Here is a 24,621-nt window from a genome sequence, read left to right on the forward strand (position 1 = left end):
GCGGCGTATTTAATTCATAAATTTGGCAAAATATTATGCAAGTTTTCCACACAAAAAGCAAGATCATTATTACCTGCAACAAGCGCCTTTCGCCTTACCTGCAACAGGAAGTTGAGGCCCTTGGATATACGCCTGTACGCGTTTTTTCAACAGGCGTAGAGTTAGAAGGCACTATTAATGATACCATCCCCTTAAATCTTAATTTGCGCTGCGCAAGCCAGGTGCTGTACCTTTTAAAAAGCTTTAACGCAGCCGACCCGCAAGAGCTTTATAACGAGCTGGTGAAAATTGAGTGGGAAGAACTGATAGATTTTACCGGCTACTTTTCGGTAACATCAAACGTAAACAACAAACACATCACCACACCTTTATTTGCTAACGTTAAGGTTAAGGATGCCATTGTTGACCGTATAAAAGACAAGAAAGGCATACGCCCAAACAGCGGTGCCGATGTAAATAAAGCCGTTGTACACCTGTACTGGCAGGATGATAAGGCAGATGTTTTCCTGGATACATCAGGCGAAACACTGGCCAAACACAGCTATCGTAAAATACCGGGCAAGGCACCAATGTTAGAGGCTTTAGCGGCATCTACTATTATATCTACCAATTGGGACCGCAACAGCCATTTTGTTAACCCGATGTGTGGTTCTGGCACGCTGGCTATTGAGGCCGCCCTGCTGGCTACCGATAAACATCCCGGGCTATTCCGTATGAATTATGGATTTATGCACATTATGGGTTATGATGAGCAGGTATTTTTTACGGAGCGCCGTAAATTAAAAGATAAAGCGAAAAAGGAGATAAACTTTAAGATCATCGCTACAGATATTTCTCAGGATGCTGTTGACATAGCCCGCCGCAATGCAAATACTGCGGGTGTAGAACATTTAATTGATTTTGATGTTTGTGATTTCGAACTTACGGAGGTACCAGAAGGTGGTGGCGTTGTGATGTTTAACCCAGAATACGGCGAACGCTTAGGAACGCATACCAAACTGGAGATAACTTACAAACGTATAGGTGATTTTTTGAAAAAGAAATGCCTTAACTATCGCGGTTATGTTTTTACAGGCAACCCGGATCTGGCTAAAAAAATAGGTTTAAAAGCCAGCCGTAAAATAGAATTTTATAATGGTAAATTAGATTGCCGTTTATTTGAATATGAACTTTACGAAGGCACCAAACGCCAGCCAAAAGAAGATTAAATGAAGAAATTACTTGTTATACTGTTTGTACTATCATCAGTGTATGCGCACGCGCAAAAAGAACTTGCCTTTCCCTTTCAGGGTGGCGCACCCATCATGACCCGCTTTTTTAAAGATAGCCTTGTTGTTGGGCAGGACATTATTGCAAAAAAGGCGAGTGGCACGGCAGTACTTAAATTTACCGCTGATGTAAATGGTGTAGTACAAAAAATAGTGATCTATTATGCGGATGACTATCTGATAACTTTACCAGCTATTGATGCGCTTAAGAAATCGACTAAAAAATGGATCATCCCGGATAAAGAGAAATTCCATGATTTTATTATTCCTTTTTCCATAAGCTATAACGCACCTGCAACCGGTGTGGCAGAAGTACAGAAGGCTGCCTACGAGTTTTACAAACGCCGCAAGCCTATCGTAGCAAGAGATCAGATCCCTTTGAATGATGCTACCCTGCTGCCTACGGTTAGTGTTAGCTATAATCTGAAATAGGAATCAAAAGATAAAGAGCTATTCGCATAGCTGACTCACCCGGTCTGCGCTACGCTGGACCACCCTCTCTGCTGCAAGCAGCAAAGAGGGTAAAAGAAAACTCGTCGACCCTCTTTTCGCGCAGCGAAGAGAGGGTCGACGAGCGCAAGCGATGTCGGGGGGAGTCAACAAACCAGTAACAATAATTAGCCTACTTACTTAAAATCTCATGATTTACGTCTTTATAATTCTTATCGTATTTGCGGGTTGGTTATATTTTCAGCGTAAGGGAAAACGCGGCGCGCTTACGCAAACCATTCTGAACGATAAGCAGAAAGTGCTGCTTGCCGAGCATATCGAGTATTATAATAACTTGTCTGAAGATGATAAGGCATATTTCATTGATAAGATAGAGCAATTTTTAGATACCGTAAACATTGAAGGCGTAGGCCTTGAAGTAACCGACACCGACCGCATAATGGTGGCAGCAAGCGCAGTGATACCAATTTTTAGGTTTAAAGACTGGACGTACCGTAACGTAACCAACGTTCTGCTCTACCCCGACACCTTTGATAAGGACTACCAGTTTGAGGGTGGCGATGACCGCAACATTATGGGCATGGTGGGCAGCGGCTACATGAACGGGCAGATGATCCTATCGCGCGCGGCATTGCAAAAAGGTTTCTCAAAAAATAACGGCAAGCAAAATACCGGCATCCACGAGTTTGTGCATCTGTTGGACAAAGCCGACGGTGCTACAGACGGCATTCCCGAGGGTTTCCTTCCGCATGAATATATAAAGCCCTGGGTGCAAATGATGCACAAAGAGATCGGCAGAATTGAAGAAGGACACTCAGATATCGATCGCTACGGTGCTACTAACGAAGCTGAATTTTTTGCAGTGGTTTCTGAATACTTTTTTGAAAAACCCGATCAATTACAAGCCAAACACCCTGAGCTTTATGATCTTCTGAGCAAAACTTTCGGGCAGGATCCGGCTAATCATTGATTGGTATTGTACACCTCAAATTCATTGTATTCGGTTATGATCTGCTTAAGTTTTCCGCTGCTAAATATCAGCCGCACATAATTACGTCCGCTCAGGCCTGGTTTCACATCTTTGAAGATATAGAACGACCATTCATTGTAATTGCCCATATCAGGGTCAAAGCCTTTTGTTAATGATTTATAAGCCAGCGTTATGGTGTAATCTGCATATTCAGGCAATTTGTAAATAGCCAAAAGCTTGTTGTAGATATTGTCCACCGGCTCGTTCTGCACTACTGCAATTTCATCGGCAGCTGTTTCCGGCCATTTATTTAAAGTTTTAGGTATTGCGCCAGTTATATTTATGACGTTAGATTCATTGTAAACTATTGACGCACCGTCTGCGTCTTTCTGCACATTTAACATGCTATAAAACTTTAACCTTTGCTGCACTTCCTCTGGCTTACTAAAGGTTAGCTTTTGTCCGATAACATCAACATCCTCAAAATTATTCTGTTTTGCCGATGCCTGCAGCTGTGTGTAAACATCGGCTGCCGAACTCCCTACCCTGATTCCCCACTTGCTGCCAGATGTTGTGGCTTCTGTACGGGGCAAGGTGTTATCCTTTTTACAGGATAAAAGAAATAAAGCCAGGATAAGTAAAAATAAGAACTGTTTCATAAGGTGCGGTTATGGTTTAACTAATGTAATTACGCAATAGTAGGCATAAACGCAACAGCATTAGGCAAAGAATACTATCACTACCGACTGGGATTAAAACGCAACCGGGATGCTGACGGCACCCCGGGGCGATAGATGAAGAGGTTTAGGTAATTTTTTGCATTCACGGTGTTCACAAACGTTCATGGCGTGAACGTGAACACTAATTATTTGACAGGTCAGCGGGCTTAATTAGTCTTCATCGTACACCTTTGCAATAGCGTTCGACGTGCTTAGAGCCTTTGCGCTTTCTGCCAGGCGTATAAACTCGGCGCGGTAGCCTTCATTGTCGCTGCCTTTGCCTTCGCGGGCGGTAGCGATGGCGTGGTCAAAGCTGGCTTTTTGTTTGAATTTAGAATTGCGCAACAGCATACCCACCTCGGCCACTGCCGATGCAAATTTAAAATCGCTTGAGGTTTGCTTAAAGTCAACCGGCTTATCATAAACCACAGCCTGGCTAAGTTTGCTCGTTGATGAAGTCGGCTCTTTATATCTGAATTTGATGGTCATCATCTCTGCAGACGGGTTTAAGTCAATCTTAGTCTGCTGTACTTTCTGATACTTCAGCGGATCAACACTTGCTGCAAAACCATCTTTAACACCCACCGGTATTATTTCATAGAATGCGGTAACCGTATGGCCGCTGCCCATATCGCCTGCATCTTTCTTATCGTCGTTAAAATCTTCTTTATCCAGCACACGATTCTCATATCCCAACAACCGATAAGCCTGTACCTTGCCGGGGTTAAACTCTATCTGCAGCTTTACATCTTTGGCAACTGTAAATAGGGTGCCGCCAAATTCGCTCACCAAAGTCTTTTGTGCTTCGGTAGCGTTATCTATGTACGCGTAATTACCATTGCCTTTATCAGCAAGTGTTTCCATTTTGCTGTCTTTATAGTTCCCCATACCGAAGCCAAGAACAGATAATGAGATGCCGCTTTCGCGCTCTTTCTCTATCAGTTTCTCCATATCCTCATCACTGGATGCGCCAACGTTAAAATCGCCATCGGTAGCCAGGATGACACGGTTATTCCCCTTTTTCATCAGGTTTTCGGCAGCTATTTTGTAGGCGAGTTTGATGCCCGCACCGCCTGCAGTTGAGCCGCCTGCCTGTAAATTGTCTATGGCATTTTTAATGGTCTCTTTTTTATCTCCACTGGTTGATGGCAACACTACTCCTGCTGCACCGGCATATACTACCATAGCTACTTTGTCCTGCGGGCGAAGCTGATCGACCAGCATTTTAAGTGACGATTGCACCAATGGCAACTTATTAGCATCATTCATAGAACCAGATACATCTATCAAAAACACCAGGTTTGATGGCGGCAGGTTGTTGGCAGGAATTGTTTTTGCCTTTAAGCCGATGCGCAGCAGGTGGTGTTTAGGGTTCCACGGAGCTGATGACAGTTCGGTATGGATGGCTACCGGCTCATTATCTTTAGGGCCGGCAAGGTCGTACTTGAAATAATTGATCATCTCCTCAACACGTACGGCATCTTCAGGCGGCATTTGCCCGCCGTTAATAAACCTGCGAATGTTACTGTATGATGCTGCATCCACATCGACGGAAAAAGTTGAAAGCGGTTCGTTTACCGAGTTTGTAAATTTGTTTTCGGTCAAGCCTTTGTAGCTTTCATTATCGGCTACAGGCGCGGGCACATTGTAATTATAATAGCCGTTGTTCCCTACCACCTGAGCCCTTGAGATGGATAGGCCTGCAACTCGGCCGCTTAATTTTTTGTCAGTCATTACAACGGCCATGCTTGCTGTAAAAGACTTTTTTTTTTGAGGCTGATAAGCTTTTACAACCACTTCGCTCAATTGAGTAGCTGTTGCCTTAAGTTTCACGTCAATAACGTTGCTTTTGCCAATGGCAACTTGTTTGGTTTGAAAGCCGATAAAGGCAAAGCTGATGGTTTTAGCATTGGCCGGTACGTTCAGCTTGTACTTGCCGTTTCCATCGGTTTGAGTTCCAATTTTTGATCCCAGCACAGAAACTGTAACGCCTGGCAGCGTTTGGCCATCACCGGCATCAGTTACAGTACCGGTAATAGTGCGTGTATCGGCATCGCGCTTAAAAGCGGCCAGCGAAACAAATAGGGTTAGGACGATCATTAACTTTTTCATAATTCCATCGGTTTTTTGTTGTAGGATGCAGCGTACAAGAGATTTCCATAAGCCATTTAAAAAAATTATTTTGCAGCATCTGTCTTAATGAAGTTTTTTAACCGGCCCAACAAACCAGAAGATACCGACGACGAGCAGCTGCTAAAAAGCTACCGCGACAGCCGCGACCTAACATTGCTGGGCAAGCTGTATGAGCGTTATATGCCGCTGGTTTATGGTGTCGCCCTTAAATACCTAAAAAACGAAGATGCATCCCAAGATGCAGTGATGGCCATTTTTGAGGAGTTGGCACAAAAGGTGCATCAACATGATATAAAGCAGTTTAGGGGCTGGTTGTATGTGCTTAGCCGTAACCATTGTTTGATGCAATTACGCGCCGGCAAAAAAATGGAGACCGTAGGGCTTGATGACTTTATGGAATTTACCCCGGTTTTGCATCCTGATACTGAAGACAAGGAACAAGCCATGCAGGCGCTTGAACGCTGCCTGGAAAAACTTACGCCTGCACAGCAGCAAAGCGTTAAGTTGTTTTATCTTGAGGAGAAATGCTACAAGGAAGTTGCCGACGAAACCGGCTACAGCATGAACGAAGTAAAAAGTTATATACAGAACGGCAAACGCAATTTGAAGATCTGTTTAGAGAAAAATAGTGAAGGATAAAAGGGCCGACATATCGCAGATACAGGACTACCTTAAAGGTAAGCTGGAAAGCAAAGCCATGCACCAACTGGAGCGTGAGGCACAGGACGACCCTTTCCTGGCCGATGCATTGGATGGCTACGCCTCATCTGCTGATCAGGAGCAGAACCTCGAAACCCTGAGAGAACGACTGCAGCAACGTACACAGACCAAGGTGCGCAGAATTTTACCATGGAGCACTATGGCTGTTGCCGCATCGGTAATTGGCTTTTTTGTGGTTGCGGGTTTATTATTTATGCGTGATAACCCCGATAAACCAACAACACTTACTGCTGTCAATCAGCCTGCCAAGCTCTCAGCTCCTGTAGAGCCATCTACCCCGACAGCAAAACAAACCAACAAAAGGTTCACATCAGCGCCAATTGTTACAGAGAAACACAGTTACACTAATCAGAGGTTACCTACCCCAAGAAGTTTGAGAGAGGTAGCCATACAACCCGGTCTAAAGATCGAACAAGCCGATTCGTCAGCAGGAATTGTTCAGCAAGGATATTATAACTACACTGCTCAAACCCCGGTCAAGATGGATTCTGCTAACTATGGATATAGTGCCGGTAAGCGCCAGGATACCGTATTGGGCGGTGCCAATATCGCCATAAACAAAAAACCATCGGCTGTTACCATGCTGAGGAGTAAAGCAGAAGGCGTTACGTATAAAGAAAGAGACCGGCAATCGGCAAGTGCAACTGCAGCGCTGATGGCAGCTAACTTACCTACAAATATCAGCGGCAAAATTACAGATGATGCAGGCGCGCCGATACCCGGTGCTACCGTGCAGATTGCAGGCAAAAGCATTGGCACTACTACTGATGCCAATGGCCGTTTTACCTTGCACGATGTTTCCCCACAAGACCAAGTGGTTTACAATTTTATCGGCTTTGATAAAAAAGTGCTTCCTGCAAAACCCGGCGATAGTGTTAAAGTGGCGTTACATGAATCAGCAGCAGCCTTGAGCGAAGTAGTGGTTGTTGCAAATGCCAAGCGTAGCGGCTCGAAAGCAGAACCTAAAACCGGATGGAAAGCTTATCAAGAATATCTAAAACGAGAAGCGATTGTAGGCGAAAGCCAAAAAGCAGGTAATGTACAACTAAGTATCACTTTTGAACCGAACGGGCAGATTAGCAACTTTAAAGTTTTGAAAAGCCTTAGCCCCGCAGCTGACAAGAAAGCCATTGACCTGGTACAAAATGGCCCTAACTGGTTTGGTAATCTTAATGGTAAACCCGAGGTGGTTAAATTGACTGTGAAATTTTCACGGGACGAATAATAAGGACTTAAAAACTTCAAAAAACATCATTTGGAACGAGGTATGAAGACAAATCTTCTGGGATGTAAGTAACGCCTCAGAAGATTTATCTTCGATAAGCTACACTTTGTTCCGGCTCTCTTCGTCGCAGCTCGTTCGAAATATTACAGTGTATTAATCCGTCATCTACGCATCTACCGTATGCTTCTCACCTATTTGCTGGCGCCACATAGCGTAGTACAGGCCTTTTTGGTCTAACAGATCGTGGTGTTTGCCTGCTTCTACAATGTTACCTTTCTCCAATACGTAAATGCAATCGGCATGCATAATGGTTGATAAGCGGTGGGCGATAAGGATAGTGATATGATCGTTCAACACTGATACATCACGAATGGTATGGGTGATCTCTTCCTCTGTAATGGAATCCAATGATGAAGTAGCCTCGTCAAACACCAGGATATCCGGTCTGCGCAGCAGGGCGCGGGCAATGGATAAACGCTGCTTTTCGCCACCTGAAACTTTTACGCCCCCCTCACCAATCACGGTATCTAAGCCTTTATCAGCACGGGCCATGAGTGTTTGGCAGGCTGCACGTTGCAACACGATCAAACACTCCTCATCCGTAGCATCGGGGCGAACGAATAGCAGGTTTTCGCGTATTGTGCCGGAAAACAATTGCGTATCCTGGGTAACAAAGCCTATTTTTTCGCGAAGCTGATCAAGGTCTATTTCCTTGCTCGGTATATTGTTGTAAAGCACGTCGCCATTGCCAGGTTGGTACAAGCCAACCAACAGTTTTACCAACGTAGTTTTACCGGATCCGGATGGACCAACAAAAGCAATAGTTTCACCTGTATTTACATTAAAGCTTATATTATTCAATGCGTTTCGGTTAGCGGTTAGATGCTTAAAACTCACATCGGCAAAGGTTAGCTTATGCACTCTTTCTAACAACACAGGTTTCTCAGGCTTTTTATCGATCGGCGTACTCAATATTTTTTTGAAGTTACCTAACGAAACTTCAGCCTCACGCCAGCTTAAAATAACATTCCCCAATTCCTGTAAAGGGTTAAACAGGAAGAATGAATAAAAGAGGAAGGTAAAATACTGCCCTGCGGAAATATTCCCTCTAAAAATAAGCATAAGCAAAACTACCACCATAGCGCTGCGCACCAGGTTCACAGTTGTACCCTGCACAAAGCTCATGCTGCGCACATACTTTACCTTTTTTAGTTCAAGGTCTAATATTTTGTAGGTGGTGGTATTTAAACGGGCTATCTCCTGTTTGGCCAAACCTAAACTTTTAATCAGCTCAATGTTTCTTAATGATTCTGTTGTTGAACCAGCCAACGCCGTGGTTTCGGCTACGATATTCTTTTGGATACGTTTAATACGGCGGCTCATGGCCATACTTACAAAAGAGATGATAGGTATAGCGGCAAAATAAACCAGCAGCACCTGGTAACTGATAGATACCGAATACACCATCACAAACACCATCCCGATGATAGAAACAAACAGGATGCTGATGAATTGGGTGATAAATTTCTCACAGTCTAAACGTACCTTTTGCAAAATCCCAAGTGTTTCGCCGCTGCGCTGGTCTTCAAACACCTGGTAAGGCAATTCTAAAGAGTGCCTTAAACCATCGGCATACATTTCTGCACCCACCTTTTGGGTAATGATATTAGTAAAATAATCCTGGAAGTTTTTGGCTATGCGGGATACCATAGCAACGCCTATAGCTAAGCCCACATACATTAATACCCGATGTAAGTATTCGCTCTCCTGCAATTTGCCATGTTTTTCGATAACGTTATCTACGATGTGGCCTGTTATATATGGATCAAGCAGCGAAAAACCGATGTTCATGGCTGCTAAAAACAACGCCAGGACAACTATCCAGCGATGCTTTTTTAAGTAACTGATAAGTATATTCATTTTCTCGGATGCAAAAATAAACAAAGCATAGGGCGTCTGCACATCAGCACCTTTAATATGACAATGCGGTTATTTGCCGGCGAAGCCAAATAGCTTCAACAAAAAAGGGACGAGCTATAAAAGCCCGCCCCTTTTTAATTTAATAACTGCGTGAATTAAACAGTCATGATATCTTTTTCTTTCGCTTCTGTTAGCTGGTCAACCTTTATGATGTAAGCGTCTGTCAGTTTCTGAACTTCAGCTTCACCTACTTTTATCTCGTCTTCAGATACACCGTCAGCTTTAGATTTTTTGATCTTCTCATTGGCATCTTTACGGATGTTGCGGATAGCGATCTTACCGTTCTCGGCTTCGCCCTTAGCTTTTTTAACCAGGTCGCGGCGGCGTTCTTCAGTAAGTGGTGGTACGTTGATGCGGATAATAACACCATCATTTTGTGGGTTAACACCCAGGTTAGCATCTTTAATAGCTTTCTCGATAGCCGGCAAAAGTGATTTTTCCCATGGCTGCACAACAATGGTACGTGCATCAGGCGTGTTCACACTACCAACCTGGCTAAGCGGGGTTGGGGTACCGTAGTACTCAACCATAACATCATCCAGCATGGCAGGGCTTGCTTTACCTGCGCGTATCTTGTTCATTTCGCTATCAGCATGGGCAATAGCTTTTTCCATTAAAGCTTTTGCATCATTTATTTGTTTCTTAACGAGTTCGCTCATCGTATTAAATTTTTCACAAAAATAAAAAAAACTATCAAAGCGACTAACCATATGGCGCCTGCACTCATAAAAAGCGCAAACCACAAGCCATGCCGCAACAATAGCGCATAAAAAATCACGCTATCGGTAAATAGCGTGTAAATAAAATAAGGCATCGGTTTACACCAGATGCCTTATTTGAAATATTATGACCAACGATCCTCGCTTCTGCCGTTATCTTTTGAATAGCCACCGCCACGGTTGCCACCGCCGCCATAACCGCCGCCACGGTTACCACCGCCGCCGTAACCGCCGCCACGGTTGCCGCCGCCGCCATAACCGCCACCGCGATTACCGCCGCCGAAACCACCGCCACCAGCAGGCTTTTTGTTCTCTGCTTGTGAAACCGCGATAGAACGACCAGCAACTTGTGATCCGTTTAAGCCAGCGATCGCTTTTTGAGCAGCTTCATCGTCCGACATTTCAACAAATCCAAAGCCTTTGCTTCTTCCTGATTCTCTGTCAATAATAATTTTTGCGGTGGTTACTTCACCATAAGCTTCAAAAAGCTCTTGTAAATCTGCTTCCTGTAAAGTGTACGGAAGGCTTCCAACGAATATGTTCATCAAAAATTTAATTTAGCACACCGGTTCGTAGCCCGGCATTAAGTTTTGTTTTCTCCAAATATAGAATAGAAAGTAATCACTTGTACAAATAATTATTAAACTAAATGTTTTTATTTTTTGAAAATAAGTGCTTTACGGGCATATTTTCTATTCCACAGAGAGGATATTGTAGTCTTTACCATTGAGACTGAACTTTTCGCCCACAGTTTTACCCTTGATGTGCAGGCCAATGGGAGACGCGGCGGAGACCGCAAAGTAGCTCTTTCCATCAACTGAGATAGTGCCTGCGCTTACTGCTAAATAAAAGTTGCCGTTATCTGTAGCAACCACACTTCCTGCTTCAGCGGTTGTTAAATTGCCGTTGGTTGATATCCTGTTTAGGGCCACCATCAGTTTGTTAGCTTCTGCCAGTTGGGCGGCATTGCGGTTAGTTTCCTGCTGAGCCATCTCGCGCCCTGTTTCATATTTATCGCCTGCGCTGCTCTTAGTATCATCGGTTTGTGCTTGCTGTGCCTGCTCAATCGCTTCGGTTGCTGCCTGTATGCGTTGCTGCACGTAGGCAACGCAGGCTTTGTATAACTGCTCTTTTAGTATGCTCATAAAAAATATCGGAATGCTAAAGATGGTGTATTTACCGAAGAAAGAAAAGGCCTGAAAACAAAAGCCCCCGGCACTCGCTGCCAGGGGACTTTCAACCTAAACCTTATCACAATGTAAATGCGAGGCACTTACATCATCTCTAACGTACACGTTTTAGAAAATAGTACATCGAGATTGGGGAAAGTTACATATTTATGATAATAAAAAAAGCAATGCCTACATAAATCCCTATAAAACAATGTGTACTGAAATTTAGTTAATGTGTGGTAACATTAAATTAATTGAAACAACAATGAACCTAAAACGTACCTTCGGAACTGTATTAACCGTACTGGGAATCATCGGATTGATCTATACAGGCGTGCAAATAATACAACATACTGGTGCCGCAACTACTCTTATTGTTATCGGTGTAATATCTATCATCTTTTTTTCAACGGGTATCAGCCTTATTCGCAATACTAAAGACGAAGCATAATATTTTACTGCACACGGGTAATGGCCCCGGTATCGGATATGCTGATGCCGGGCTGCAAAATATCAGTCTCGCTTAGTGCTTTGATCCTTCGCGATGCGCGGAATAATGTATCAGGCTTTACACCGGCAAAGTGGTCTTGCCGGTATGATTTTATCTGCCCTGTCACAAACTCTCCCATTTTATTTAGCTTCACTTTTAACAATGGTGCAAGTCCGCATATGCCGCTTACGCTAACTCCTTTGTAAGTTGCGAAGTTACCAAGGCTGTAAGCAATTAATCTGCCTTTGTACAACTCCATTGCACGGGCTACATGCGGGCCGTGGCCTATTACCAGGTCTGCACCTGCATCAACTGCAGCATGGCTAAATTGAACAAGATCACCGCGGTTCTCCCCTTTAAATAATTCTACAGAATCTTTAACGTGTTCATAGCCTACACCCTCACCGCCACCGTGAAAGGATACGATCACCACATCATTGTTAGCCTTAAGCTTACTGATGATCTTTTGTGCGTGCTTTATATTCAGTAATGATACCGTTTGCGCATTCGGCGAAAAGGCACAGAAGCCATACTTAACACCATTAACAGTAAACTCCTTTAAAGGATGGCTTCTAAACCCCGCGAAAGCTATTCTTAAACTATCTAAAACCTTTGCAGTGCTTTTGCGGCCAGCCAGGTCAAAATCATTAGAGTGGTTATTGCCAACGCTGATAAGGTTAAAACCGGCAGCTTTTAACACACTCCCGTATCGCTCCGGCATCCTGAATAAATAAGGTGCGTGTTTAAACTTGAGTTTATAATTAACCGGGGCGCCGGTATCAAGCAGTACCCCTTCCAAATTGGCAAACGCAATATCGGCGTCCTTAAGATCTTTGATCACGTATTTAAAAGTGCATTTTGCATCATCTGGCGGCAAGCCGATACTGTCTGCCGGGTAAGAAGTACCTAACATAATATCACCAACTGCGGCAATGGTGATGAGGCTATCTTTTGCAGATGAAATGGTATCTGATTTTAATTCTTTAGGTGAATCATCAACAACAAGCGCAGGGCGCTTTTTGGCAGGGTGGTGGTCACAAGCGGAAAAGAGTGCAATTAAGGCCAAATAAATTACTAACCGGTAGTTCATAGATGGGCATAAAAAAATCCTTTCATGGTTATGAAAGGATTCGGAATTCAATTTAGGTCTATTTAATTAGTTAGTCGGCTTTTCATCGAATTTATCGTCAGCTGATGCCGAAGAAGTAAACTCGTTCTTAAATGATTCTAATATGCGGCCACCTTTGTAAAAGTAGCGGCTGTAGTAAGCTTCATCAAGGTTGCTGATAGCTACACCTTTTGATGATGCGTGTGCAAACCTGCCGTTGCCAAGGTAAATACCTACGTGCGAAATGCTACGGCTGTGTATTTTAAAGAATACCAGATCACCTTCTTTAAGATCATCTTTACCAACCGGGCTCACCATGCTGAAAATATCGCGAGAGCTGCGGCGGATAGACATATTAAATACGTCGCTGTATAATTGCTTTGTAAAGGCCGAACAATCGATACCCCTGCGAGAGCTACCACCGAAACGATACGGAGTTCCGATCCAATCGTACACAAAATGGAAAAGCTTCATGTTTGAGGTCGCAGAAACCGCAACACCCATAATTTGAGAAAGGTAATCCTTTGCTAAACTCTCCTGCTCTGCAGCATCAGCTGCCGGAGTTGGAACGCTTTTTGTTTGAGCCTGAGCAGCTAATGTGCTCAAAAATAGTGCAATAGCAATCGTAATTTTCTTCATTTAATCACTTTGGTTTGTCGAATTAGGGCGACAAATGTTTCTTAAACTGGACAGTATGTCTATTGTTGGGTACAAAACTATCCATTTAATCCAATTATCCAAATTATATTTGAAAATCGTTTAAGTAAATATTTTTAAACACCCGTTAACAAAACTCATTGTACGGTAAAATTATTGCATGGGTTTCATCTTAAATCAGGTGCACAAATAATATGCACGCATAATTTTTTCTCTGAAAAGAATATTATGTGTTTAACCATTATTACAGCGTACCTTTAGTGGCTAATTCCGTGTTATCGAAAGTATATTTTGAGAATTTTGGCAACAACAAATTTGCCCAACGCGTCACAACCACACAAAGTGTCAATTTTAAACAACAAATTTGTTGCAGTTTCGGTTATTTGCAGGATATAATTAGATTTGCACTTTCTCATAGCAACCTTAATTGATAAATGAGTTCAATCGAAATAACTAAAGACACCTACCTGATGTGGTACGAGTCTATGCTACTGATGCGTAAATTTGAAGAGAAGACCGGTCAATTATACGGTCAGCAAAAGATACGCGGATTCTGTCACCTTTATATTGGCCAGGAAGCTGTTTTAGCCGGCGCCATGTCTGTTATCCGTCATGAGGATAGCATGATCACTGCTTACCGCGATCACGCACACGCTTTAGCAAAAGGTACATCGCCAAATGCTATTATGGCAGAGATGTACGGTAAAGCAACAGGCTGCTCAAAAGGTAAAGGCGGTTCAATGCACATGTTCGACAAAGAAAACCATTTCTATGGCGGCCATGGTATTGTGGGCGGCCAGGTACCGCTGGGTGCAGGTATTGCATTTGCCGAAAAATTTAAAGGCACCGATAACGTAAATATTGCCTACATGGGTGATGGTGCCGTTCGCCAGGGTGCTTTAACAGAAACATTTAATATGGCTGCGCTATGGAAATTGCCTGTTATCTTTATTTGCGAGAACAATGGTTATGCAATGGGTACATCTGTAGAGCGTACTACTGCACAAACTGATATTTATAAATTAGGCCTTCCGTACGGTATCCCTTCATCACCTGTTGATGGCATGGACCCGGTAGCTGTACACAACGCTATGGATGAGGCTGTGCAACGCGCACGCCGCGGCGAAGGCCCTACCTTCCTTGAAATGCGTACCTACCGCTTCAAAGGCCACTCAATGAGCGACCCGCAAAAGTACCGCACCAAAGAAGAGCTTGAAAGCTACAAAGCCAAAGACCCTATCGAGATCACCAAACTTGCTATCGAGAAAAACGGTTATGCTGATGAGAAGTGGTTTGAAGAGATAGACGCGAAAATTAAGGCCCAGGTAGAAGAGGCCGTAAAATTTGCAGAGGAATCGCCATGGCCAGAGGCATCAGAATTATATACTGATGTTTACGTTCAGCAGGATTATCCTTACATCCGCGACTAACAAATTTATTTGATCACATTAACAAAATTCATCACAATATATGGCTGAAGTAGTTAAAATGCCTAAAATGAGCGATACCATGACCGAAGGTGTGGTAGCTAAATGGCATAAAAAGGTTGGCGACAAAGTAAAATCCGGCGATGTTTTGGCTGAGATCGAGACTGATAAAGCTACCATGGATTTTGAATCGTACCAGGATGGTGTGCTTTTGTATATAGGTATACAAGAAGGCAGCGCTGCCCCGGTTGATGCCGTTATTGCCGTTTTAGGTAAAGAGGGTGAAGATTATAAAGCGCTTTTAGAGGGCGAAGGCAATACTGCGGCTGCCAAGGAAGAAAAACCTGCTGAAGACAAAAAGCCTGCTGCAGCTGAGGAATCCAAGCCCGCTGCAACTGCAGAGAAATCTGCGTCAGCAAAACCAAAAGTAGATACATCAAGCATCCCGGCTACGGTAATACGTATGCCTTTGCTTAGCGATACCATGACCGAGGGTACCATTGAAAAATGGAACTTTAAGGTTGGTGATAAAGTAAAAGCTGACGATTCATTAGCTGATGTTGCTACCGATAAGGCAACAATGGAAGTAGTAGGTTATGAAGAAGGAACCCTGCTTTACATTGGTGTTAAAGAAGGCGAAGCTGCTAAAGTAAACGATATTATAGCCATTGTTGGTAAAGAAGGTACTGATATACAGCCTTTACTGGATAATGCTGATGGCGCCGATGGCCAGGCATCAGCTCCTGCCACGCAGGAAGAAAAACCGGCTGCCGAAGCTGCTTCTGCCCCCGCTGCTTCAAACGAAGCACAAGGCTCAACTGCTGATGACAGCCGCGTTAAAGCATCTCCGTTAGCACGTAAGATCGCTAAAGAAAAAGGCATCAACCTTAATGATGTTAAAGGCTCTGCCGATGGCGGCCGTATCATCAAAAAAGACGTTGAAGGCTTTACTCCTTCTGCAAAACCTGCAGAAAGCGCTCCGGCCGCACAAGGTGCATCTGCCCCTGCTGCAGATAAAGCGCCGATCACTTTGCCAACATTTACCGGCGAAGAGAAATTCAGCGAAAGACCGGTTACGCAAATGCGTAAGGCTATCAGCCGCCGCTTATCGGAAAGTTTATTTACCGCGCCGCATTTCTACGTTACCATGTCAATAGATATGGACCAGGCAATTGCTGCGCGTACTAAAATGAACGACATTGCCCCGGTTAAAATATCATTTAATGACTTTGTGGTTAAAGCTGTTGCTGTTGCCCTTCGCCAGCATCCTGCAATTAACTCATCGTTCCAGGGCGATACCATCCGTACCAACCAGCACGTACACGTAGGTGTAGCCGTAGCGGTTGATGAGGGTTTATTGGTACCGGTTATCAAATTTGCCGATGGTAAATCATTAAGCCACATCTCTGCCGAAGTAAAAGAGTTTGCCGGTAAAGCAAAATCTAAAAAATTACAGCCTGCAGAAATGGAAGGCTCAACCTTCACCATATCAAACTTAGGTATGTTTGGTGTTGACGAGTTTACTGCCATCATTAACACACCAAATGCCTGTATCCTCGCGGTTAGCGGTATCCAACAAGTACCTGTTGTTAAGAACGGTGCTGTAGTGCCTGGTAACATTATGAAGGTTACACTAAGCGCCGACCACCGTGTGGTTGATGGTGCAACAGCTGCAGCATTCCTGCAAACGCTTAAATCATTATTAGAAGAGCCTGTAAGGCTGTTGATATAAGTCTGAAGACTGAAGGTTAAAAGAAAAAGCGGTGAGATATATCTCATCGCTTTTTTTATACCCATTATTTAGTTAAGCAAAAACTCTTAACAAACAAGGCCCGACTGACTGCAGTCGGGCCTTGTTTATTTATTTTATCTTGTGTTCGATGCTCTTACTTACCTGCTTCAGGTGTCATTTTAGATGCCAGTACCAAAGCTTTGTAAGCATTAACAATGCCACCTGTTTTTGAAAGCGTGGTAAAATCAACCTTGTCTGTTTTGCTGCCCGGTTTCAGAACCATCATACCAGTAAGTGGCGTAGCCGAACCCAGTATAGCTTGTTTCACTTGTTTAGCACTCAGGTTTGGATAGTATTCCAATATCAAAGCTGCAACACCTGCGGTTATAGGCGAAGCGAAGCTTGTACCATCAGCAGTATTAAATTCTGCATCCATGTTTACAGAAGTAACCTTTACACCCGGCGCAAATACGTCTACATTCTTTTTTCCGTAGTTGCTGAAAGAGCCGGCAAGCTCTGCGTCTTTCCTGGCTGCAGAAGCGCCAACACTGATCACGTTATTCAAATCAGTCACGGAACCATCCTCAAAAGTATCATTCGGAAACTGCGGTTTTACGTCTACATCCTGGTTATCATTACCAGCAGCTTGTACCAACAATACGTTCTTATCTGCTGCGTATTTAAACGCGGCATCAACCCAGGCTTTGTGTGGAGATAACTTTTTGCCGAAGCTCATGTTAATTACCCTGGCACCGTTATCAACCGCATAACGTATCGCATTGGCAATGTCTTTATCATACTCGTCGCCATTAGGAACTGCTTTAATGGCCATAATGCGTACATTACTGGCTACACCATCAATTCCATACTTATTATTGCGCACAGCGCCTATCAGGCCTGCTACGCCCGTACCGTGTTCAGCATCAGCAAACTTTAAGATATTGTTACCGTAAGGCTTTCCGTCCTGCACGTTAGGATCATCACCTACAATGCGCTTACGGGCATCAAGGTCAGGGTTAACGTCATTGTTAAGTTTTTGCAGATACTCACTTAGGTCGTTAATGATCTTCGCATTCGTTTCATCACCACCCTCCTGCTCAAATACAGATGTCCAAACGTTTTTGCTTTGGGTAACGGTATCATTGGCAGTAGTGATCTTAGCCAGATCAGACTTTTTAAAAGTCCCGTCTGATTTCAGGTTCAGCGCACGTTTCACGTATCCGCTGCTTGCCATCAAAGCATTTAATATAGGCTGTAACTGTTTCAACTCTTCCGATGATTTGTTCACAGTTTCGGTACGGGTAAGTTTTACCTTTTCCCAATAAGCAAACTCCTTTTCGCTGCCTGCAGGTGCACTGGTAAGGTTCTCGTATTTGCCTTTCAGTCTGTTGTATTCGCGAACTTCCTCTGTAGTTTCGGTAAAATCACACTTGCCGCCGGGGCCGCCTAAAAAGTCCCAGCCGTGTATATCATCTACATAGCCGTTATTATCGTCATCGATACCATTACCCGGAATCTCCTTGGTGTTTATCCAAAGTACGGGCTTAAGATCTGCCTGTGCGGTGTCAATACCGCTATCGATAGTTGCAACTACAACCGGCTTACTTTTTTTGCCCTTTACAAACTGGTAGGCCTGGTTAAGGCTGATACCGAAATAACCGTCTGTATTAAGGTCCATAAGGTGCCAGCTTTTTGGCAACTCTGCCGCTGGTTTTGGTGCAACTTGTGCGTTTGCGTTAAGGTTTATTAATAGAGCAGCGCCTACTAATGCGCCGGTGAGATTCTTGCAGATCTGGTGCATATTTAAATTTAAGTGTTTCAATTAAAATTACAGGTCGAATTTAATGCCCTGCGCTAAAGGCAACGTTTTAGAATAGTTTATAGTATTGGTTTGCCTGCGCATGTATACTTTCCATGCATCAGAACCGCTCTCACGGCCACCACCGGTTTCCTTTTCACCGCCAAATGCGCCACCGATCTCCGCACCTGATGTGCCTATGTTAACGTTAGCAATGCCACAATCAGATCCCGCAGCGGATAAGAACTTTTCTGCATCCCGCAGGCTGTTGGTCATAATAGCAGATGACAGCCCTTGCGGCACACCGTTCTGCAGCGCTATGGCATCATCTATATCCTTGTACTTTATCAAATATAAAATGGGTGCAAATGTTTCGTGCTGCACAATTTTGTAGTGGTTTTCAACCTCCGCAATACAAGGTTTTACATAACATCCCGATCGGTAAGCTTCACCTTCTAACCTGCCACCCTCAACAATAAAGTGGCCGCCTTCTGCTTTACATTTTTCTATCGAATCCAGGTAAGCTGCAACCGCATCGGTATCTATTAGCGGCCCCATGTGGTTAGCCTCGTCAAGCGGGTTCCCTATTTTTATCTGGCCATACGCATTTACCAGTTTTTGTTTAAAGGCATCGTAAACACTCTCGTGGATAATTAACCGGCGCGTTGTGGTACAACGCTGCCCGGCAGTGCCCACGGCACCAAATACAGCGCCAATAAGTGCCATATCCAGGTCGGCATTTTCAGTAATGATGATCGCGTTGTTGCCGCCAAGCTCTAACAGGCTTTTGCCCAGGCGTGCACCAACTGCTGCAGAAACCGCTTTACCCATACGGGTTGAGCCTGTTGCAGATACCAACGGTACACGTGTATCATTACTCATTAGCTCACCAATTTTACGGTCGCCAATTACAAGGCAGCTAACGCCCTCATCAACAGCGTTACGGCTAAATACTTCCTGCACAATGCGCTGGCAGGCAATTGCTGTGAGAGGTGTTTTTTCTGACGGCTTCCAAACGCATACGTCACCACATACCCAGGCCAGCATAGCATTCCAGCTCCATACCGCCACCGGGAAGTTAAAGGCGGAAATAATGCCTACCACACCCAATGGGTGATATTGCTCGTACATGCGGTGGTTGGGGCGCTCGCTATGCATAGTCAATCCATACAATTGGCGGCTTAAGCCAACAGCAAAATCGCAGATGTCAATCATCTCCTGTACTTCGCCGTAACCTTCCTGCAGGCTTTTGCCCATTTCGTATGATACCAGGGTGCCCAGTTGTTTCTTATTTGCGCGCAACTGCTCGCCTATCTGCCTAACAATTTCGCCACGTTTGGGCGAAGGGATCTGTCGCCATGTTTTAAACGCTTTAATAGCGGTATCAACCACCTGGTTATATTCTTCTTCGGTAGCAAATGTAACAGAAGCTATCTTTTGACCATCAACAGGCGAATGGATATCCTGTACAGTACCACCACCGGTATTCCCCCAGCTATTTCCTGTACTAAACGATGGGTTTATGTCGTTTATATGTAAATGATTGAGAACATCTTTTATAGGTAGGCTCATAATAGGTACTTTTGTCAAAGTTAGAAAATCTTTTAGGGCAATCACAACACTCATCCACTGCCGGCACAAACGCTTATTATTTATCAATCAGGCATTTGTATTAACAGCTGTTAATAATGTGCGTATGTTGAAAACTTAATTGCCCTTGAGAGGCTTAATATTGTAATTTAAACATGAGTTTAAACCGGATGAGGCCGACGCCTGTACCGGCAAAATAGTGTTCTCTTAAATAAACTTGAATGGAAGAAGAATTTGAATTTGGCTTTTCCGAAGACCCGAAGTTTTCGGTTGAGCGGTACGAAGAGATGATTCGAAATCATGATCAGTACTTTTTTGATGCCCAGGCATTTGAGAACATTATCGACTACTACATAGAAAAAAACGACCCTGCTAAAGCGCTGCAGGTATCAGAGTATGCGCGCAACCAGCACCCGTTTGCATCTGTATTTTTGGTAAAGCAAGCCCAACTGTTAGTAGTGATGAACCGGCCTGATGAAGCTTTTGCTGCACTGGATAAAGCTGCCATGTTAGAAGCCAGTGATGCCGATATTTATATCATACGAGGTAATTTATACGAGAGTATGGAGCGCAACACCGAAGCGCTTGAGAACTACGAAAAGGCCCTTGACCTTGCTGAAGAAACCGACGAGATATTACTGCACATAGCCTACGTTTACCAAAACATGGGCGACTATGATACGGCCATAACCTACCTAAAGCTTTGCCTTAAGCAGAATATGGAGAACCAGGATGCGCTTTATGAGCTGGCTTTCTGTTACGATGTGATGGACAACCAGGAAGAAAGCGTACAGTTTTATCAGCAATACATCGATAATGAACCATATAGCTATGCAGCCTGGTATAACCTCGGTAATGCCTTTACCAAGCTTAGCCTGTTTGAGAAAGCTATAGATGCTTACGACTATGCCATCCTCATCAAGGATAGCTTTGCATCAGCGTACTTTAATAAAGGTAACGCCTTGGTTAACCTGGAGAAATATGCTGAGGCAATTGAGGTTTACCGCCAAACCTTTGAATACGAGCAGCCTAACGCCGATACTTATTGCGCCATAGGCGAATGCTACGAGAAGCTGGAACAAATGGACGAAGCGCGTTCCTTCTACAAGAAATCAGTTAAAATGGATGCTAAACTTGCCGACGCATGGTTTGGTATTGGTGTTACGCTTGATTTTGAAGAGCGCTATTTTGAGGCGTTGCACTTTTATAAAAAAGCGCTCGACCTGGACATTGCGAATGCTGATTACTGGTTTGCCATAGCCGATGCGGAATACAAACTTGGCCATTTAACAGAGGCAGAACATGCGTACGAAAAAGTGGTTGAACTTAACCCGCTTGATGTTGATGCGTGGTTGGATTACTCGTCAATATTATACGAGCAGCAGCGCCTTGTTGATGCAATTGAAGTTATTGCAGAGGCAATAAAGAACAACCCCGATGCGGCAGAGCTTTATTACCGTATGGTTGCTTACCTGTTTGCTAAAGGGGAATACAACGAGGCCCTTAACCAACTGGAGATGGCTTTGGCTGCAGACCCGGAGAAACGATACATCCTATTCGATTATCTGCCGCAGCTGCAGGAAAATAAAGTGATCATCGATATTATTAACCGCTACACAAGATAGTGAGCCGTGGATACTTAAATTATTGAGCCGGGCATATGCCCGGTTTTTTTGTTTATGAATAGTAGCGATTAACCCCTCCCTGCCAACACATTGGCTGCGCACCCATCCCCGAGGAGGAAAATAGACGGCAAATATAAACCTGTGATTCCTCGGGAGGGGTTATCCCCGATGCTTGAGTTAGAGTAGGATATTTTCAAACATCCGCCAAAGCGGTGCGTTATTCTTTAAAACCGTGCTTATGAAAACGCCAGATAGCCCAACACCGGGCAACAAATCTCCAAAAGAGAATACAGATAATGATCCTAAAGTAAATGCAGCCGAAAGGGAAGTGATCACCAATAATGAGGAATCGGAACAGGTAACTAACAACGATGGCACAGTAGCAGATACAGAAGCTGCTGAAGCCGACCTGAGTGAAAGCGAACCTGACACTGCTTCAAATGCCGACACCTACGTTACTAATAACGACGGCAAATCTGATACTACAGCCGATAAAGACGAGATCTTTTAAGTTGACTGACATGAGATAACAAAGGCGACCGCTTAGAGGTCGCCTTTGTTATTATTTAACGTTTGAAAATAACCAAGGTATCAGATCGGGTTCACTAAATGCCTTGTCCCAGCAGTTATGACCGAGCGTTGGGTAAATAGTAAACTTTGGCTCGGCACCGGCTGTTCTTAACGCCGCTACTACAGCCTCTGAATGATCTATCGGTACAACAGTATCTTTAGCCCCGTGGAATATCCATAATGGTACGCGGTTAGCATATTTCTCAACGTTGTTGGTATTATCGCCACCACACATGGCAAAAGCTGCGGCAAACACTTTTGGTTTACGCCTCAATATCTCAAGCGTTCCCATGCCGCCCATAGACAGGCCGCCAACATACACCTGTTTTTTGTTTACGTAAGGTTTGTCCAGAAACTGGTTAACCAATCCTAATAGTGCATGCATAGCCGGCGTGGGGTCACCGCCTTCTTTAAAATGAAAGGTGCGTTTGCCGGTATCATCTTTTTGGATATCTACGTTGCTCCAATAACCATCTTTGGGGCATTGCGGCAAAACTACAATGGCCGGATATTTATCGCGTAAGGTATCATTTAATAACATTCCCGTACCATAAGCGAGCTGGGCGGTATTATCATTCCCTCGTTCGCCCGCCCCGTGCAATACAAATAGTAATGGGTATTTCTTTTTAGCATCAAAATGCCGGGGAAAGAGTATTCGGTAAGGAAGGGTATCTGTTTTGCTGGCGTAAGTGCCTTTGTCAAAAGCCGAGAGGTCCTGCTTTATTTGTGCTTGCGCATAAAAAGGCAATGCCAGGTACGTGATACCCAGCATTGCTATCAATTTAATTTTTTTGATACTCATTTAGATAGAATTTGTACAGGTAGTTAAGTTATACTTAACGTAAATTAAAGCCTTTCTATCTAAATATTCCTAAAATATTTAAAAGCGCGCTTAAAATTTTACCATGAGCAGTTTACTTTTTAGCAATGGCAGGGCTCTCAAAACCCAATTTGCCTAAACCGCGTTGCACATCCGGGCTGCTCATAAACAGCTTCCACAACAAGCCACTGCGGTAATTCTCTATCATCGCGATGATCGGCCCCTGATCTATTGCCAGGTATGATTTTGCATACCAGTTATGTGATTCGCTGAAAGCATCGGTGAAGCCATACTCACCCCATATCTTATCACCCAAATCGTAATAAAAATGCCGCAGCGCCTGCATAGAATACTCCGGCGTGTAAGGGAACGCAGATAATGCTGCCGTAGGTGTGATAACGCCAAGGTCGTTATCCGGCGCGTGTGCATTGTAACCTTCGTAATTATCACTCGCTGTTAATCCCCAGCAGTTTTCGCCGTAGCCTTTGTATTTTTTGGGATTATCGATACAGTAAGCACGGTTTATTAAAGTATGGTTGCGGTTTTGCTCCCAGTAATCTGCATACTGGTCTTTAAGGCCTTTCGGATTAAGCCCCAAAAATGAATATTGTGAAAAGAACAGCGGACCACCATAAGGGAAACCAAGCGGCAACTTATAACCGTAGTAAGTTTTTCCATTCTTAAAGAAATCGCTTTGTGCCCAACCTCGGCTATAAATCTCGGGCTTTACAGCATGGTTTTCTGATGATGCCCCCAGTATGTAAGTAATTAAACATTCATTAAAGCCACGGATAGGGAAGTTCATGGCCCAGCCATAATTAGGGCTCCAGTGCCAGTAAATATTGTCGCGGCCTTCTCGGGTGAACCAGTCCCACTCCAGTTCGCCCCACATCCAGCTGATAACGTCGCGTATGCGGCGCTCTTTTGGAGTATCAGCAGTAAAGTATTGTTTGGCACATATCAAGCCCTGGAATAAGTACGCGGTCTCTACAATGTCGGCACCGTCATCCCTGCGCCCAAACGGTATGGTTTCCCCTGTTGCGCCATTCATCCAGTGCGGAAAAGCACCGTGATAAGCTTTAGCCTTGAACAAAAAGTTAACGATCTTAACCATACGGTCAACGGCCTGTTCATGTGGGATGAACTTGCGATGGTCTGCAGCTATCAGCGCCATAACGCCGAAGCCGGTGCCGCCAGTTGTAACCACCTCATCGCCATAGTCAAATGACTTGTTACTACGCTCGCGGGCCATACCGCTCACCGGGTGTCCAAAATCCCAAAAGTAACGGAAGGTTTGGCGCTGCACTACATCCAGCAAAGCGCTGTCGTTTAAATTTTTAATTACGCCAACCGGCTTGATAGCCTGTTCTGTAGAACCCTTTTTTTGAGCCGATGCACTCAGCGCAGCGATCAAAAGTATTGGTAAAATTAATTTGTATTTCATTGTA

At 44.1% G+C, this 24,621-nt stretch carries 22 protein-coding genes; 10 read left to right on the forward strand and 12 right to left on the reverse strand.

All coding sequences use genetic code 11. The features are described 5' to 3' along the window. Nucleotides 1–35 precede the first annotated feature (35 nt). The 3 genes from INP83_RS01200 to INP83_RS01210 all read left to right on the forward strand — a co-directional run bounded on the left by INP83_RS01200 (nucleotide 36) and on the right by INP83_RS01210 (nucleotide 2,688). Complete coding sequence (locus INP83_RS01200; protein WP_219125994.1) at nucleotides 36–1,208, forward strand: class I SAM-dependent RNA methyltransferase; 1,173 nt, start codon at nucleotides 36–38, stop codon at nucleotides 1,206–1,208. Beyond that, nucleotides 1,209–1,700, forward strand: coding sequence for a hypothetical protein (locus INP83_RS01205; RefSeq protein WP_219125995.1), 492 nt, complete (start codon nucleotides 1,209–1,211; stop codon nucleotides 1,698–1,700). A 208-nt stretch (nucleotides 1,701–1,908) separates the two neighbouring features. Continuing rightward, nucleotides 1,909–2,688, forward strand: coding sequence for a zinc-dependent peptidase (locus INP83_RS01210; RefSeq protein ID WP_219125996.1), 780 nt, complete (start codon nucleotides 1,909–1,911; stop codon nucleotides 2,686–2,688). On the opposite strand, the gene INP83_RS01215 is transcribed toward INP83_RS01210, so the two are convergent. Further along, complete coding sequence (locus INP83_RS01215; RefSeq protein WP_219125997.1) at nucleotides 2,682–3,347, reverse strand: hypothetical protein; 666 nt, start codon at nucleotides 3,345–3,347, stop codon at nucleotides 2,682–2,684. The genes INP83_RS01210 and INP83_RS01215 overlap by 7 nt on opposite strands. A 231-nt stretch (nucleotides 3,348–3,578) precedes the next feature. Continuing rightward, on the reverse strand, nucleotides 3,579–5,519 hold the full coding sequence (locus INP83_RS01220; RefSeq protein WP_219125998.1) for a VWA domain-containing protein: 1,941 nt from the start codon (nucleotides 5,517–5,519) through the stop codon (nucleotides 3,579–3,581). Nucleotides 5,520–5,606: 87 nt separating this feature from the next. Between INP83_RS01220 and INP83_RS01225 the strand changes: the two genes are divergently transcribed. Both INP83_RS01225 and INP83_RS01230 read left to right on the forward strand, forming a co-directional pair. Continuing rightward, a complete protein-coding gene (locus INP83_RS01225; protein ID WP_219125999.1) occupies nucleotides 5,607–6,179 on the forward strand; it encodes an RNA polymerase sigma factor in 573 nt (190 codons plus the stop codon). Further along, nucleotides 6,169–7,485, forward strand: a complete 1,317-nt coding sequence (locus INP83_RS01230) for a carboxypeptidase-like regulatory domain-containing protein (RefSeq protein WP_219126000.1) — start codon at nucleotides 6,169–6,171, stop codon at nucleotides 7,483–7,485. Before INP83_RS01225 ends, INP83_RS01230 begins: the two co-directional genes overlap by 11 nt. A 165-nt stretch (nucleotides 7,486–7,650) precedes the next feature. Here INP83_RS01230 and INP83_RS01235 read toward each other — a convergent pair whose 3' ends face one another. The 4 genes from INP83_RS01235 to INP83_RS01250 all read right to left on the reverse strand — a co-directional run bounded on the left by INP83_RS01235 (nucleotide 7,651) and on the right by INP83_RS01250 (nucleotide 11,329). Next, nucleotides 7,651–9,405 (reverse strand): ABC transporter ATP-binding protein, encoded by a 1,755-nt coding sequence (locus INP83_RS01235; protein ID WP_219126001.1) that lies wholly within the window; start codon nucleotides 9,403–9,405, stop codon nucleotides 7,651–7,653. A gap of 155 nt (nucleotides 9,406–9,560) precedes the next feature. After that, nucleotides 9,561–10,124, reverse strand: coding sequence for a ribosome recycling factor (gene frr / locus INP83_RS01240; RefSeq protein WP_219126002.1), 564 nt, complete (start codon nucleotides 10,122–10,124; stop codon nucleotides 9,561–9,563). Between the two features lie 185 nt (nucleotides 10,125–10,309). After that, nucleotides 10,310–10,729, reverse strand: a complete 420-nt coding sequence (locus INP83_RS01245) for an RNA-binding protein (protein ID WP_219126003.1) — start codon at nucleotides 10,727–10,729, stop codon at nucleotides 10,310–10,312. Nucleotides 10,730–10,876: 147 nt separating this feature from the next. Beyond that, a complete protein-coding gene (locus INP83_RS01250) occupies nucleotides 10,877–11,329 on the reverse strand; it encodes a 3-oxoacyl-ACP synthase (RefSeq protein ID WP_219126004.1) in 453 nt (150 codons plus the stop codon). Between the two features lie 292 nt (nucleotides 11,330–11,621). On the opposite strand from INP83_RS01250, the gene INP83_RS01255 reads away from it, so the two are divergent. Continuing rightward, complete coding sequence (locus INP83_RS01255) at nucleotides 11,622–11,807, forward strand: hypothetical protein (protein ID WP_146273245.1); 186 nt, start codon at nucleotides 11,622–11,624, stop codon at nucleotides 11,805–11,807. Nucleotides 11,808–11,811: 4 nt separating this feature from the next. Here INP83_RS01255 and INP83_RS01260 read toward each other — a convergent pair whose 3' ends face one another. Next, nucleotides 11,812–12,936: a CapA family protein gene (locus INP83_RS01260; protein WP_219126005.1), complete on the reverse strand. Its 1,125-nt coding sequence runs from the start codon at nucleotides 12,934–12,936 to the stop codon at nucleotides 11,812–11,814. A 66-nt stretch (nucleotides 12,937–13,002) separates the two neighbouring features. After that, nucleotides 13,003–13,593: a C40 family peptidase gene (locus INP83_RS01265; protein ID WP_146273247.1), complete on the reverse strand. Its 591-nt coding sequence runs from the start codon at nucleotides 13,591–13,593 to the stop codon at nucleotides 13,003–13,005. 452 nt (nucleotides 13,594–14,045) lie between these two features. Between INP83_RS01265 and pdhA the strand changes: the two genes are divergently transcribed. Continuing rightward, on the forward strand, nucleotides 14,046–15,041 hold the full coding sequence (pdhA, locus tag INP83_RS01270) for a pyruvate dehydrogenase (acetyl-transferring) E1 component subunit alpha (RefSeq protein ID WP_146273248.1): 996 nt from the start codon (nucleotides 14,046–14,048) through the stop codon (nucleotides 15,039–15,041). A 40-nt stretch (nucleotides 15,042–15,081) separates the two neighbouring features. Next, nucleotides 15,082–16,770: a pyruvate dehydrogenase complex dihydrolipoamide acetyltransferase gene (locus INP83_RS01275; protein ID WP_219126006.1), complete on the forward strand. Its 1,689-nt coding sequence runs from the start codon at nucleotides 15,082–15,084 to the stop codon at nucleotides 16,768–16,770. 154 nt (nucleotides 16,771–16,924) lie between these two features. Here INP83_RS01275 and INP83_RS01280 read toward each other — a convergent pair whose 3' ends face one another. Beyond that, nucleotides 16,925–18,571, reverse strand: coding sequence for a S8 family serine peptidase (locus INP83_RS01280; RefSeq protein WP_219126007.1), 1,647 nt, complete (start codon nucleotides 18,569–18,571; stop codon nucleotides 16,925–16,927). Nucleotides 18,572–18,598: 27 nt separating this feature from the next. Continuing rightward, nucleotides 18,599–20,140 (reverse strand): aldehyde dehydrogenase family protein, encoded by a 1,542-nt coding sequence (locus INP83_RS01285; protein ID WP_219126008.1) that lies wholly within the window; start codon nucleotides 20,138–20,140, stop codon nucleotides 18,599–18,601. 239 nt (nucleotides 20,141–20,379) lie between these two features. On the opposite strand from INP83_RS01285, the gene INP83_RS01290 reads away from it, so the two are divergent. Both INP83_RS01290 and INP83_RS01295 read left to right on the forward strand, forming a co-directional pair. Further along, on the forward strand, nucleotides 20,380–21,783 hold the full coding sequence (locus tag INP83_RS01290) for a lipopolysaccharide assembly protein LapB (RefSeq protein WP_146273252.1): 1,404 nt from the start codon (nucleotides 20,380–20,382) through the stop codon (nucleotides 21,781–21,783). Between the two features lie 238 nt (nucleotides 21,784–22,021). Next, nucleotides 22,022–22,294 carry a hypothetical protein gene (locus tag INP83_RS01295; RefSeq protein WP_219126009.1) on the forward strand — a complete coding sequence of 91 codons (273 nt, stop codon included), beginning with the start codon at nucleotides 22,022–22,024 and terminating at the stop codon, nucleotides 22,292–22,294. 51 nt (nucleotides 22,295–22,345) lie between these two features. Here the strand turns inward: INP83_RS01295 and INP83_RS01300 are convergent, their stop codons facing one another. Then, nucleotides 22,346–23,155, reverse strand: coding sequence for a prolyl oligopeptidase family serine peptidase (locus INP83_RS01300; protein WP_255563223.1), 810 nt, complete (start codon nucleotides 23,153–23,155; stop codon nucleotides 22,346–22,348). A 112-nt stretch (nucleotides 23,156–23,267) separates the two neighbouring features. Next, entirely contained in the window at nucleotides 23,268–24,617 is a 1,350-nt protein-coding gene (locus INP83_RS01305; RefSeq protein ID WP_219126010.1) for a glucoamylase family protein, read from the reverse strand. Nucleotides 24,618–24,621: the final 4 nt, after the last annotated feature.

The organism is Mucilaginibacter sp. 21P, assembly GCF_019331605.1.
GTDB lineage: Bacteria > Bacteroidota > Bacteroidia > Sphingobacteriales > Sphingobacteriaceae > Mucilaginibacter > Mucilaginibacter achroorhodeus.

Excerpts from the sequence above, each read along its gene's own strand:
- pdhA (WP_146273248.1), top strand. The coding sequence starts at position 14,046 with ATGAGTTCAATCGAAATAACTAAAGACACCTACCTGATGTGGTACGAG.
- INP83_RS01280 (WP_219126007.1), bottom strand. The coding sequence starts at position 18,571 with ATGCACCAGATCTGCAAGAATCTCACCGGCGCATTAGTAGGCGCTGCT.
- INP83_RS01250 (WP_219126004.1), bottom strand. The coding sequence starts at position 11,329 with ATGAGCATACTAAAAGAGCAGTTATACAAAGCCTGCGTTGCCTACGTG.
- INP83_RS01275 (WP_219126006.1), top strand. The coding sequence starts at position 15,082 with ATGGCTGAAGTAGTTAAAATGCCTAAAATGAGCGATACCATGACCGAA.
- INP83_RS01210 (WP_219125996.1), top strand. The coding sequence starts at position 1,909 with ATGATTTACGTCTTTATAATTCTTATCGTATTTGCGGGTTGGTTATAT.
- frr (WP_219126002.1), bottom strand. The coding sequence starts at position 10,124 with ATGAGCGAACTCGTTAAGAAACAAATAAATGATGCAAAAGCTTTAATG.
- INP83_RS01295 (WP_219126009.1), top strand. The coding sequence starts at position 22,022 with ATGAAAACGCCAGATAGCCCAACACCGGGCAACAAATCTCCAAAAGAG.
- INP83_RS01305 (WP_219126010.1), bottom strand. The coding sequence starts at position 24,617 with ATGAAATACAAATTAATTTTACCAATACTTTTGATCGCTGCGCTGAGT.
- INP83_RS01300 (WP_255563223.1), bottom strand. The coding sequence starts at position 23,155 with ATGAGTATCAAAAAAATTAAATTGATAGCAATGCTGGGTATCACGTAC.
- INP83_RS01260 (WP_219126005.1), bottom strand. The coding sequence starts at position 12,936 with ATGAACTACCGGTTAGTAATTTATTTGGCCTTAATTGCACTCTTTTCC.
- INP83_RS01200 (WP_219125994.1), top strand. The coding sequence starts at position 36 with ATGCAAGTTTTCCACACAAAAAGCAAGATCATTATTACCTGCAACAAG.
- INP83_RS01285 (WP_219126008.1), bottom strand. The coding sequence starts at position 20,140 with ATGAGCCTACCTATAAAAGATGTTCTCAATCATTTACATATAAACGAC.
- INP83_RS01290 (WP_146273252.1), top strand. The coding sequence starts at position 20,380 with ATGGAAGAAGAATTTGAATTTGGCTTTTCCGAAGACCCGAAGTTTTCG.
- INP83_RS01215 (WP_219125997.1), bottom strand. The coding sequence starts at position 3,347 with ATGAAACAGTTCTTATTTTTACTTATCCTGGCTTTATTTCTTTTATCC.
- INP83_RS01235 (WP_219126001.1), bottom strand. The coding sequence starts at position 9,405 with ATGAATATACTTATCAGTTACTTAAAAAAGCATCGCTGGATAGTTGTC.
- INP83_RS01220 (WP_219125998.1), bottom strand. The coding sequence starts at position 5,519 with ATGAAAAAGTTAATGATCGTCCTAACCCTATTTGTTTCGCTGGCCGCT.
- INP83_RS01265 (WP_146273247.1), bottom strand. The coding sequence starts at position 13,593 with ATGAAGAAAATTACGATTGCTATTGCACTATTTTTGAGCACATTAGCT.
- INP83_RS01255 (WP_146273245.1), top strand. The coding sequence starts at position 11,622 with ATGAACCTAAAACGTACCTTCGGAACTGTATTAACCGTACTGGGAATC.
- INP83_RS01245 (WP_219126003.1), bottom strand. The coding sequence starts at position 10,729 with ATGAACATATTCGTTGGAAGCCTTCCGTACACTTTACAGGAAGCAGAT.
- INP83_RS01225 (WP_219125999.1), top strand. The coding sequence starts at position 5,607 with ATGAAGTTTTTTAACCGGCCCAACAAACCAGAAGATACCGACGACGAG.
- INP83_RS01205 (WP_219125995.1), top strand. The coding sequence starts at position 1,209 with ATGAAGAAATTACTTGTTATACTGTTTGTACTATCATCAGTGTATGCG.